The organism is Moraxella sp. K23, assembly GCF_041154765.1.
Lineage (GTDB): Bacteria > Pseudomonadota > Gammaproteobacteria > Pseudomonadales > Moraxellaceae > Faucicola > Faucicola tetraodonis.
Window position 1 is genome coordinate 1,882,537 of the sequence record NZ_AP031595.1, and the last position, 12,376, is coordinate 1,894,912.

12 protein-coding genes are annotated in these 12,376 nt (G+C 41.6%); 4 read left to right on the plus strand and 8 right to left on the minus strand.

Annotated features, from left to right (window positions below; all coding sequences use genetic code 11):
* Positions 1 to 45 precede the first annotated feature (45 nt).
* Positions 46 to 276 carry a hypothetical protein gene (locus ACAM37_RS08275; RefSeq protein ID WP_099807592.1) on the plus strand — a complete coding sequence of 77 codons (231 nt, stop codon included), beginning with the start codon at positions 46 to 48 and terminating at the stop codon, positions 274 to 276.
* A gap of 59 nt (positions 277 to 335) precedes the next feature.
* On the opposite strand, the gene ACAM37_RS08280 is transcribed toward ACAM37_RS08275, so the two are convergent.
* The 4 genes from ACAM37_RS08280 to ACAM37_RS08295 form a co-directional block, all read right to left on the minus strand.
* Positions 336 to 593 (minus strand): hypothetical protein, encoded by a 258-nt coding sequence (locus tag ACAM37_RS08280; protein WP_157819354.1) that lies wholly within the window; start codon positions 591 to 593, stop codon positions 336 to 338.
* A 27-nt stretch (positions 594 to 620) separates the two neighbouring features.
* Positions 621 to 1,076, minus strand: coding sequence for a hypothetical protein (locus ACAM37_RS08285; protein ID WP_157819353.1), 456 nt, complete (start codon positions 1,074 to 1,076; stop codon positions 621 to 623).
* A 171-nt stretch (positions 1,077 to 1,247) separates the two neighbouring features.
* The gene (locus ACAM37_RS08290) at positions 1,248 to 2,000 is read right to left on the minus strand and encodes a hypothetical protein (RefSeq protein ID WP_099807589.1); all 753 of its coding nucleotides are present in this window, start codon (positions 1,998 to 2,000) and stop codon (positions 1,248 to 1,250) included.
* Positions 2,001 to 2,071: 71 nt separating this feature from the next.
* Positions 2,072 to 5,161 carry a valine--tRNA ligase gene (locus ACAM37_RS08295; protein ID WP_369625979.1) on the minus strand — a complete coding sequence of 1,030 codons (3,090 nt, stop codon included), beginning with the start codon at positions 5,159 to 5,161 and terminating at the stop codon, positions 2,072 to 2,074.
* A gap of 151 nt (positions 5,162 to 5,312) precedes the next feature.
* Here ACAM37_RS08295 and ACAM37_RS08300 point away from each other — a divergent pair, with 151 nt between their 5' ends.
* Together ACAM37_RS08300 and ACAM37_RS08305 are read left to right on the plus strand one after the other, a co-directional pair.
* Positions 5,313 to 6,479 carry an AAA family ATPase gene (locus tag ACAM37_RS08300; RefSeq protein WP_314027119.1) on the plus strand — a complete coding sequence of 389 codons (1,167 nt, stop codon included), beginning with the start codon at positions 5,313 to 5,315 and terminating at the stop codon, positions 6,477 to 6,479.
* A complete protein-coding gene (locus tag ACAM37_RS08305) occupies positions 6,479 to 7,141 on the plus strand; it encodes a DUF3226 domain-containing protein (protein WP_060995081.1) in 663 nt (220 codons plus the stop codon). The genes ACAM37_RS08300 and ACAM37_RS08305 overlap by 1 nt, the downstream gene beginning before the upstream one ends.
* A 40-nt stretch (positions 7,142 to 7,181) precedes the next feature.
* Here the strand turns inward: ACAM37_RS08305 and purE are convergent, their stop codons facing one another.
* From purE to ACAM37_RS08325, 4 genes are all read right to left on the minus strand, one after another.
* A complete protein-coding gene (gene purE, locus ACAM37_RS08310; RefSeq protein ID WP_095356172.1) occupies positions 7,182 to 7,739 on the minus strand; it encodes a 5-(carboxyamino)imidazole ribonucleotide mutase in 558 nt (185 codons plus the stop codon).
* Positions 7,740 to 7,859: 120 nt separating this feature from the next.
* Positions 7,860 to 8,774, minus strand: a complete 915-nt coding sequence (locus ACAM37_RS08315) for a bestrophin family protein (RefSeq protein ID WP_007116136.1) — start codon at positions 8,772 to 8,774, stop codon at positions 7,860 to 7,862.
* A 105-nt stretch (positions 8,775 to 8,879) separates the two neighbouring features.
* Complete coding sequence (locus tag ACAM37_RS08320) at positions 8,880 to 9,815, minus strand: metallophosphoesterase (RefSeq protein ID WP_007116137.1); 936 nt, start codon at positions 9,813 to 9,815, stop codon at positions 8,880 to 8,882.
* 143 nt (positions 9,816 to 9,958) lie between these two features.
* Positions 9,959 to 10,588 carry a rhomboid family intramembrane serine protease gene (locus tag ACAM37_RS08325; protein ID WP_007116139.1) on the minus strand — a complete coding sequence of 210 codons (630 nt, stop codon included), beginning with the start codon at positions 10,586 to 10,588 and terminating at the stop codon, positions 9,959 to 9,961.
* Between the two features lie 517 nt (positions 10,589 to 11,105).
* Between ACAM37_RS08325 and ACAM37_RS08330 the strand changes: the two genes are divergently transcribed.
* Positions 11,106 to 12,320, plus strand: coding sequence for an OmpA family protein (locus tag ACAM37_RS08330; RefSeq protein WP_369625980.1), 1,215 nt, complete (start codon positions 11,106 to 11,108; stop codon positions 12,318 to 12,320).
* Positions 12,321 to 12,376: the final 56 nt, after the last annotated feature.

A 12,376-nucleotide genomic window follows, 5' to 3' on the forward strand; every position in this document is an offset into this window, starting at 1 on the left:
GAATTTGTCAGTTATACTTTGAGAAAAGCGAATAAGGAGAGAGACATGGCGCAAATTGTTTTAACCCTTGATGATGAGGTACTTGAGCAAGTTTTGCACCAAGCCAAAGCGGAAAACTTGTCGTCTACTAGTTGGCTTGATAAGCTAATCAAACAACGTGTTGGTATGTTTAATCAGCCTAATAAAGTCAATTCTCACTGGTCGTCTGACGTGCAAGAACTAGCAGGAGCGTGGCAGGATTTTCCAACTTTGGAAGACATTCGCCTTTTTAAATAAGTTTTTTAAAGTTCATATGAAAACCCACAGATTTTGTGGGTTTTTTATTACGTTACAAATTATCTACTAAAACTTAAACGGTGCTTTACTCTATTTCGACGATTTAACGCTTCTGCTCGATATACCGAAAAGGTACGCAAAGCTAAACGTTTTGGCTTTTTGGCGGTTGGAGTTGAGCTTGAAAATGCCGAAAGTTCATTAATTGATTGAGCAAAAGCAGATTGTTCTGACTGTTGAAGTCGTCTTTCTAACTCATCTGCTGGTGTCGATTTAATCTCTTGAACAACGGCATTTAAGATTTCTTGATTAATCATCATGATATCCTGTAATTTATGCCAATTGATTTAACTATTAAGACATTCTTTGATAAAAATATCAATAGGCTTTTTGATAATGAACGCAGGAAAGGCATTTGCAAACGGTACTTTTCTTAAATTTGGTACTGATAAATTCATGCGACAAACAGTGAATTGTTGATTCGATACTCGTTCTAATATGTTAATAAAATCGTCCAACTTTGCACCATAAGTGGCTTCATCATATAAACCGATTGGATAAGCGTCTAAAAACGCTTCATATAACGCGATATCTCCCACAAAATCTAGTAATTCTTCTTCAGGAATATGTATTTCGCAATCAAATTGTACTAATGAACAATCTTGCTTTCTGTCGTATATATTGGCTTTATTTAAAGCAAAATCCCACCATTGTTTTGATAATTCTAAAGCGTTTTTTCGATTACTTTCATAGTTCCAAAAATATAATCCACTGCCCGCTTTACCAGAATTTTCTTGTGGCACAATAAATCCATTTTTATTGATATTTTTCGCATGGTATGCGGTTGTAGCGTGAATGCCTTTTAGTATGAGCAATTTTTATATCTCTTTCATAAAATACTATGTTTAAATAAATCGAATTAAATTCTCGCTTCTAATTTCAAAGGTAAAGATTTATTTATCCTACTTTGCGTTTTAAGAAATATTAACTTCCAAAACATAAATTGGTACTAACTTTTCTAACAGTTGCTGGCTGTTATTATCAGATTTGTAAGCTGTTCTATGGGTAATGTAATGCTCCTTTACTTTGGTCAATTTGGCACCAGAAGCAAAAACTACTTCTTTTTCATGTCCTTTATCAGTTCCTTTCTGTTTAAATACATAAACATTCGTTCTTGGGCTTAAAACTCTTAAAACCATTATATCTATTCTTTCATTATCATAAGCTTTACCACACCACTCAGCATTACGTAAGGCTACTTGCGGACAAAAAGTTGTAGATAAAGGTCTATCAGTAATTATTGTGTCAGTTGAATGATTATACCAATAACCACCATGAATTAGAGTCTGCCCTACACTTAATTTAATACCAATGTTATTAATTTCTTTATCAACATTAAAAACATTACAACGAGCATACCGATTTTGATAATTCCATAAAAATTGGGGTATTTTAGATGGCATATAACTTCGCCATACCTTGAAAACTTTACTTTTTTCAATTATGTCATCAATGGCAAATTCCAATTGATTATCTTCACCTTTATTCGCCATATACATAGCAGATTGCAAATGGTTTTCTAAAATAATTTGATAAATTGGAATACCACGAGTAACTAAGTTTAAATCGTAATTTGATTGCCTTATTTCATCTTGTGTGGCATTCCTATATTTTTGTAAAACAAGGTTTTCTTCAAAAATATTAAATAGTGGTAGATAGACATTCATAACTTTACCTTAATTGCAAAAAAAGGCATAACAAGACTCAATTATGCCTAATTTTTTCAAATAGACTTAAATTACAAACTTCTTAACTGCTCAATTTGTTTATGCATTTCGGCAAGTTGCGTATCCATCTCAGCAAGTTTCGCTTTCTCGCTTTCCACCACATTGGCGGGCGCTTTACTCACAAATGCTTCATTAGAAAGCTTACTACGCAGACTTTCAGCTTGTTTGATAAGTTTTTCTTGCGCTTTGGCAAGGCGATTAAGCTCCGCCGTTGGGTCAATCAAGCCTTTCATCGGCACTAGCACTTTTAACTGCCCGACCATACTTGATGACGACAACGGTAACTCTTTATCAGAGCCGTCTCCCGCATTCACAATAGTCAGCGTGTCGACTTTGGCAAGCGATTTAAACTGATTTTCAATACGGCTTAGGCGCGCGGTTTCCTCATCGCTGATGTTATCAAGTAGCACAGGCAGACGCACCGCATTGCCAAGCTTCATCTCACCGCGGATGTTACGAATCGCCCCAATCAGCGCTTGTAGCCACGTCATGTCATGCTCGGTCTGTAGGCTGATTAGGCTGTCATCCGCTATTGGGAAGGCAGCCGTCATGATACTGTCAGTCGCTTTTTTATCGATGATAGGGGCAATGGTTTGCCAAATGCTCTCAGTGATATACGGCATAATCGGATGGGTAAAGCGCATGGCGACTTCAAGGCAGTTGAGCAGCACATAGCGGATTTGGGCTTTACGCTCGGCACTCACCGATTCGTCGTTTAGGCTTGATTTGGCAAGCTCAACATACCAGTCGCAGTATTCATTCCAGATAAACTCATAGATATCTTGGCTCACCAAGTCAAAACGGTACTGGCTCATGTGCTCATGGATGGCTTTCACCGTGGAGTTTAGACGGCTCATAATCCACTGCTCTGGCAATTCCCACAGTGCGGTATTGGCGGTTTTGTCGATGTTTAGCGCATTACCGTCCTTATCGACGCAGTTCATCAGCACAAAACGGGTGGCGTTCCAAATTTTATTACAAAAATTGCGATTGCCTTCAATGCGTTTGAGGTCAAAATTGATATCACGTCCCGTACTTGCCAAGGAGGTAAAAGTAAAGCGCAGCGCGTCCGTGCCAAACGCAGGGATACCGTCGGCAAATTCTTTGCGCGTGGCTTTTTCGATTTTTTGCGCGTCTTTGGGGTTCATGAGACCTGTGGTGCGTTTGGCGACTAGGGTTTCTAAATCAATGCCGTCAATCAGGTCAATCGGGTCAAGTACGTTGCCTTTGGATTTGGACATTTTTTGCCCTTGTCCATCACGCACCAAGCCATGCACATACACAGTTTTAAAAGGCACTTGCGGGTTACCGTCTTTGTCTTTAATGAAGTACATGGTCATCATCATCATACGGGCAACCCAGAAGAAAATGATGTCAAAACCTGTGACCAATACGCTGGTTGGGTGGAAGGTTTTGAGCGCTTGGCTGTAGTCGTCAAAGTTTAGCTCGCCCGTCCAATCAAGGGTGCTAAACGTCCACAATGCCGAGCTAAACCAAGTGTCTAATACATCATCTTCTTGACGTAAATGAATACCTAGTTTATTAATCTCTTCAGTGAGTGTCTCAAATTCCAACCAATCTGCGATTTTTTGATTATGTAAGTTTTTATATTTTTCATGAATTGCTGATAACAATTTGTATAATTCTTGCTGGCTATCATCAGATTGTATTTCCTGCATTTTATGCTGAACTGCTTGATCGTAAGCACTATACACAGAACGGGCGACATAAATATTGCCCTCATCGTCATACCACGCTGGGATACGGTGTCCCCACCAAAGCTGACGGCTGATACACCAGTCTTGGATATCGCGCATCCACGCCATATACATATTTTTGTACTGGGCAGGGACAAACTCGGTGCGCCCGTCTTCCACCGCGTCGATGGCAGGTTTTGCCAGTTTTTCGATGGATACATACCATTGGTCAGTGAGCCACGGCTCAACGATGGTGTTACTGCGGTCGCCTTTGGGCACTTTTAAATCATGCGGTTTGATTTCTTCAAGCCAGCCTTCAGCCTCGCTTTGCTCAACCATTTTTTTACGCGCGGCAAACCGCTCAAGTCCTGCATACTCGATAGGCGTGGTCTCAAGCTGTGACTCTTTGGTTTGTAAATCAGTAAAAATCTGCATTTCTGGCAAGATATGCGCTGAATTATCAAAGATATTAATCATCGGCAAATTGTGGCGTTTGCCTGTTTCGTAGTCATTAAAGTCATGGGCAGGCGTGATTTTGACACAGCCTGTGCCAAATTCCATGTCCACCGCTTTGTCATCGCCCACAATCGGCACAATGCGACCGGTAATCGGTAGCGTCACGGTTTGACCGATAAGATGCTGGTAGCGTGCGTCTTCGGGGTTCACGGCAACGGCGGTATCACCGAGCAAGGTCTCTGGGCGGGTGGTGGCAACGACAAGATAATTTTTACCGTCTTGGGTTTTGGCATTTTTGTCGGTCAAATAATAGCGAAAATGCCACAGTGAGCCTTTCTCGTCATGGTTTTCTACTTCAAGGTCGGATAACGCAGTTTGTAGCTTAGTATCCCAGTTGACTAGACGTTTACCGCGATAAATCAGCCCATCTTCGTACAGACGCACGAACACTTCTTTGACGGCATTGGACAAGCCATCATCCATGGTAAAACGCTCACGGCTCCAGTCCACCGAGCTACCTAGACGGCGGATTTGGCGGGTGATGTTGCCACCGCTCTCGGCTTTCCACTCCCAAATCTTTTCAAGGAATTTTTCACGACCTAAATCATGGCGTTTGATGCCTTGGGCGTTCAATTGACGCTCAACGACCATTTGCGTGGCAATCCCTGCGTGGTCGGTGCCTGGTTGCCAGAGGGTGTTTTCGCCCAGCATTCGATGATAGCGGGTGAGCGTGTCCATGATGGCATTGTTAAAGCCATGCCCCATGTGCAGTGAGCCTGTGACATTGGGCGGTGGCAGGGCAATAGAAAACGATTGTTGTTTATCATAGCTTGGCTGAAAATAGCCTTTGTCTTCCCACACTTGGTACATGCCGTTTTCGACGTCGCTTGGGTTGTAAGCGTTTTCTAAAGACGTTAAGGCTTGGGCGATTTGATGTTGCGTGCTCATAGATGGTCAACTTTTACAATAAAAAAGAAAGGAATGTCAAAAAGGTAATTAACGGATTTTACCGTAAATTGCCTAGATTGTAGAGTATTTTGTGGGTAAGATAGCGGTTGATAAAATAATAAATGGGTTAATAACTCGTAAGGTTTGCGTTATGCACTTAGACTCTCTAAAGATTAAGAACTTTCGGATTTTGGAAGATGTGACGATTGAGAAATTGGGTCATGTGAATTTGATTGTGGGAAAAAATAATTCGGGGAAAAGTACTGTTCTTGAAGCTTTAGCTTTGTTAGCGAGTGGGTTTAAGTCTAATATTTTATATCAAATCGCTTCTAATCGAAGTAGCCTAATCCTAAATCCCAATCAAGAAACCAGCGTAAAAGAACCAAATATTCTCATAAAAGATTTTTTTACGGATAATAACTACAACCAAGAAGTACCTACAATTTTTATTGGAGATACAAAAAATTCGATACAAATTCGAGTTTTAGAATCTGATAAATTTGATAAGCATACTTATTATGATGAAATAAAACACTCACTTATTACTACTTATAGTGAGAGACATACTTTCAGCAAGACTACTAAAGGTTTATTGTCTTTTAATACCATAGAAAACGGCTTAGAAATTAAGTTACCTAATAAGGATACTTTTTATACTGAATTAAATTTGGACGATAGTTTGAATCTTTTGCAATTCTTAAAACTAGAGCAGAGTTCCCCTTTAGCTTATATAGATACAAGAGTAGTGAATTTACCAAAACTAGCTAGTGACTGGGATAAATTAGTTTTTACAGAAGCAGAAACTGAAGTTATTCAAGCGTTAAAAATTATTGTGCCAAATATACAAAATCTAGCTTTTATAACTGATAAAAAATTTCACCAGAAATATGCTAATTCTGAAGATGTTCGTATCCCTTATATAAAACTACTAGATAGTGATGGTGGTTATCCTTTAACCGCTATGGGGGACGGAATTATGCGATTATTGCAAATCATTTTGAAAATATTTTCTGCAAAAAATGGTTTTTTATTAATAGATGAATTTGAAAACGGTTTACACTACAGCGTACAACCTAAAGTTTGGGAACTCATCTTTGAACTGGCTTATCGCTTCAACATTCAAGTATTTGCCACTACACACAGCTGGGACTGCATTGAAAGTTTTTCCCAAGTCGCCAAAGACCGCACCGACATGGAAGGCGTACTATTTCGCATGGGTCACAGCGTCCGCAAATCTGATAAAGGCAAACTTATCGCCACCGTATTTGATGAAGATGACTTATACAATCTAACCAAAATGAATATTGAGGTTAGATAATGATAAAGCACCTTATTGTTGAAGCAGAATCAGATAAATTATTTATCCAAACTTTTTTGCGTCATGAAAATCTAAACCTTCAATTAAACATTGACGTAGCAACACCCCAAGACCTTGAGCCAACCGCCTACACGACAAAACAAGCAGTATTGCAACAGCTGCCAAGGTTAGTAAAACTTTTAGAAACAGGACAAGTAAGCCATATTGGTATTTTGGTTGACATGGATTTTACTGATAAAACCGATATTAAAACCCAAAATCTACGGCAAATTAGCGAGCGATTAAACCCATTAGGATTTTATCAATTCCCACAACAAAATGATGAATTAGGTATTTATTTTGAAAATTTAGATTACGATAACCCAATTGGCGTTTGGCTAATGCCAAATAATCAAGATGAAGGCTATCTCGAAACTTGGATAAAAATGACGATGCCAACGAATGAACAAAATCATTTTGGACAAATCGAAAACTTTATCCATAGCCTTGGAACAAGCCATTTTAAAAATCCTACCACATCACTGGATAAAGCACGGATTTATACATGGCTTGCCACCCAATCAAAACCCACCCAAGATTTATCAAAAGCCTTGGCACTAGCTGACCCAAACACCGCTACCTACCAAAATTTTAAAAACTGGCTTATTACCACATTTGGATAAAGCAAAAAACCGCCATTTTAAAGGGCGGTTTTTATTAAAATCAATCCATTTTACCAGGCACAGGATTATCCAAAATTGTTTGGGTTTGTTTGGCGCGAAAATCACTGATTTTTTGCGCAAGCGTGCTATCACCAATCGCCAAAATTTGCGCTGCCAGTAGCCCTGCATTTGCCGCACCCGCTGCCCCGATGGCAAGCGTACCCACCGCCACCCCTTTGGGCATTTGCACGATGGATAGCAAACTGTCCCAACCGCTTAGGATGGAGGACTTGACAGGCACACCAAGTACAGGCAAATCCGTCTGAGACGCACACATCCCGGGCAGATGCGCCGCGCCGCCTGCCCCTGCGATAATCACAGACAGGCCGCGAGCTTTGGCAGTTTTGGCATAGTCAAACAATCTATCAGGGGTGCGATGTGCCGATACCACTTCACACTCAAAGGGCACCCCAAAATCCGCTAACATTTGCGCGGCGTTTTGCATGGTTTCCCAGTCAGATTGACTACCCATGATGATACCGACTTTGGCTTGACCTTGTGGCGATGGGATGGGTGGTGGTAGCTGGTGTGTCTGGGCGTTTGGCTGACTTGCTGACATGGAAAATTCCTTTTGCCAAAAAATTGACGGACTAAAAATAAAAAAACGTGCATGAAATGCACGGTTAAAACTTAATATAGCATGATTTTTTACCCTTGAAAATCAAAATCTATGAGGCAACTATATCACCACATTGGCGGGTACTCGCGGCTTTTGTTCAGGGGCAAATTTTTGATGACTAAGCATGGCCAGCTGCGTCTCAATCGTATCGCACATCATCCCTAAGGGCAATTCGTTTTCCCCCGTACCAAACGGCTCGCTGATTTCATCGACGATTTCATTGAGCGCCATAAAGGTGTAGCCGACAAAACTGACTACAAATGGCGTTACCCAGCCAATCGCATTGCCCAGTCCAAATGGCAGCATAAAGCAATACAGATACACAGTGCGATGCAGCAGCACAAAATAGGCATACGGAATCGGTGTGTTATTAATGCGTTCACAGCCCGCTTGGATATGGGCAATTTCACCCAAGGTGTTATCTAAGCTTTGCCACTGCCAAACATCGATTTTTTGCTCGGCTTGCCAGTTGGCGAGCATCTGCCCCATGATTTGGGTCAAGCGTAAGGCAATAAAGTTTTGCCCAACCACGGCTTGCTGTTCTTCAACCGTTAATAGCCGCTGCAGGTTTGCTGTATTATCCTCACTCCGCAGCTGTTGGCGTAGACTGTGGACAAAAGCGATTTGATGACGGATAAAGGCTTGTTTTTCCGCCATACTGACATTCGGCAGTGTCATCACTTGACGGGCGATGTTGCGACTTAGCCAAACCAGCGTGCCCCACAGCTTGCGCCCTTCCCAAAATCGATCATACGCTGCGTTATTACAAAACCCGTGGAAAATCGCAAGTGAGATACCGAGTATCGCAAACACCGAAGGATTGAGCGGTACAGGCTCGGTGGCGATATGGGTTTGATAAAAATAGATGAAAAAGGAGAAAATAAACAACAAAACTTGTGGCACAATCAGCCGTTTAAAGTACGAGCCTTGCAGCACAAATAGCATCTTTAGCGGCTCAATCGGACGTCGAATCATACCTAACCCATCTTAATCGTTTGCTCACTGGCTATCATTATTAGCCGTAAGCTTTAAACAAATATTTTAATTTATGTTACACCCAGTTTACCGTTTAGCTTTGGGTCAATGCTGATATTGAATAAAATTCGCTGAGCTCAAAGCCGGATGATCGGTATCAAATTGATAAGCCGTCAAAAACCCATCTTTGGCAGCAGAATAATCCACACAGACCACTTGATGACTAAGTAGCTCAGGCGTGCCATTGAGCCAATAATGCCCGACAAAAATAGGTTTGTCGTGGTCAAGACCAAACAAAATCTCAGCGCTCAGCGTGTCTTTAGGGATATGAATCAAATCCTCTTGACTGGCGCGCGCAATCTGGTGAATCGGCTGAAACGACAAACTAGGCTGCCACCACTGCACGCGTACATTTTTACGTTGATGACCTTCTTTATCGACCAAATGAATGCCTTCAGGTAGCGGTGCTTCCACACCTTTAAGCACTCTTTCCAGTGCCTCAAAAGGTGGCGTGCCTTCCTCACTGGTTTTTTGTAGCGCAACGGGCGTCAAGCGATTGTCTATCGTTAACAGCGGCTTTAACATCGCCATCGCATCACTGTCCCAACAAGCATGCACAAAACACGCATCATCCAATGCTAGCCACAGCGGTAATTCATAAAACCGCTTGAGCCAAAACTGGTGCAACTCACTACCAAACCCTACTTCATCAAGAAACGCTTGATGCTGCGAGGTATTTTTATCATTATGTTGTCGTAAATATTGGCTTGCATCGCGGGCATCGGGTGTTGCGTAAGCTAACGCATTATACTCGTGATTACCCATGACCGCGAGCGCTTGCCCGTGGTCAATCATCGCAAATACGATAGATAAGGTTTGCAGCTGTTGACTGCCCCTATCAATCAAGTCGCCTATAAAAATCGCTTGGTGATTAGGAGGCGCTTGAAAACACTGACCATCATGTTGATAGCCCAACTGCGTCAGTAACCCAATGAGTTTATCTGCCTGACCATGCACATCACCAATCACATCATAAATCATATTTTTTACCTTTTACTGCTTTTTACGACTTTACCGTTAACCAGCCAAGCGACTGTTAACTAGGCAACCTGTGGCTGTACAACCTATGAATGGGCAAGCTGTAATCAGGCAAGCGGCGCCACGCAATTTTTTGCCCCCAAATGTTAGCCACCAAAGCCTAAAAATCTTGGGTGCATTAATTGGTTAAAAAAATGCGCCACAATACCGGGCTCAATGGCAATGGTGGCTAACATACCAAAAATACCACCCACCAAATGTGCCGAATGATTGATACTACCGCGACCTTGCCCATCCGCCCACACACTATACGCCACATACGCCACTGCGAACACAATCGCAGGTACAGGAATCACAAACAGCAACAATGTCGACCAAGGATTCATTAAAATATAGCTAAAAATTACTGCTGAAACAGCCCCCGATGCCCCTAGGCTGCTATAGCGAGGATTGTTCTTTTGTTTTAGATAGGTTGGCACAATCGCCACCACCAAAGCAGCAAGATAAAACAGCACAAACCCTAGACTGCCGAGTTTGGACATGAACAATCCCTGCACCGCTTGTCCAAACGAATACAAAGTAAACATATTAAAAAACAAATGCATCCCATCGGCATGGATAAAACCATGAGTAACAAAGCGATCGACTTGTCCACGCTGCACCGCAGGCGGATAAAAAATTAACCTTTGCATCAGTTGGGGTGATTGCCAAGCTAATAAACTGACAACTACCGTAATGATAATGATAAATAAAGTATGGTTAGAAAAAAGTGACATAACACCTCAAAATAGCAATAAATAATGATAAGTAGGATTATGATAAAGATAGCGTATTATCTCAATAAGCCAAATGTGAATTTATTGATGTAGATGATACCTAAAGCTGTCTTGCAGTATAACGCTAACTTTGTAGTATGAAACTAATGACAAAGCCTTCAAATTTGAGCAACACACTTTTACCCAAGTTTACCCAAAATGGGGACGATTGGAATTTTTAACACAATATTTACGCAATAGTTACCTTAACATAACTGAAGGCGTGCCGATTTTGCTTTAATTTATTAGCTATATTTGAGTAATACTGCAAAAGACTTAACAAAACCCCCTGTTTTGCGGCAGTTTTTCTCAGTATTGTTAAGCGTAAATTAAATAGCAATGCAATAATAAACCCAACAACCATAAATAATAATTTTTGAAAATATATAATAGAATTATTGGCTAGTGTGCTGGATATAAAAATAATACATTAGTTTTATGGTGGTTGATAACCCTTCATTTTCTTGAGGATCGAATTATGAATATCATTGAACATTTAACCCGTACAGTAACACCCGTTCTTTTAAATAATGCAACGGATGCCAACCGCTCATCTTTATTAGAAAAATTATACGCTATTTTAGTTGCCCGTCTGGCTGACGGTAACATCTCTAATAGCTTTGCTAACGCTACTATCGCTGATGATGACAACAGCTTTTTTGACCGTGTCCTGCCAGATACCACCCATCGTACAGATCTAGTGCAACAGCTCTCACGTCATTACAGTGTACCAGAGCAAGAAACCAGTTCTTTAGTAAGCCGCGCTGCCCCGCTGGTACTGCGTGAATTACGCTCACTAGCCGGTACGACACCGCTAAATACTTTCTTGTCAAACAATATTGCGTCTGTGGCTTCTGTGATTCCTGCTTGGGCATATACATTTATCCCAGCAGGGATTTTGACTATGTTGAATTTGTCGCCTGCGCATGCAGCCACCACGCCTACTGTCAAAACGACCACTCGTAGAGAGGAGCATTTGGTTGCTACACCTAAACGCGATGAAGGCGGCCTGATGAAAATGTTATTGCCAATCATTGGTTTATTGATTTTAGGCGCACTCGCTTGGGCTTTATTAAAATCATGTAATAAAACTGAGCCAGTCGCGACGCCAGTTGTGGCTTCTACCACTGCTTCAACAACGACAACCACTACCACAACTGAAGTCTCTGCGGCAAGTGCAACCAATAGCATGGCAATGCCTGTAGCATCAACCACTGACATGGCAGTAGCAAGCATGCCAATGGCATCTGGCACCACGATGACTACCACTGAAACCACGGCAACAACTATCTCTAGCACTGAGCCTTCAGTGGTATTTGAAAATGGTCGCTTAAGCTTCTACTTTGCTACGGGTAAAGCACAAGTTGCTGGTAATGCCAAAGAAAAAGCCAATGATATCCTTGAAGCCGCTAAACAAGGCAAAAAAATCGGTATCAGTGGTTATACCGACAGCACAGGTAATGCCGCTGCCAATGAGAAGTTAGCAAAAGAGCGTGCCCAAGCGGTTAGATCATTCTTAGTAGCTAATGGTGTGCCACAATCACAACTTGAATTGATCAAACCACAAGACACGACAGGTGCTGCAGGTAAAGACCAAGAAGGCCGCCGTGTCGATGCATACATTGTTGATGACAACGCAATTCCTGCAACCGGTACCACAACCGTTACAACTGTTGCAAGCCCAGCGAAATAAATCACCTTTCACGGTTGATTCATCGTTAAAAATCCTCGATAGCTTATCGAGGATTT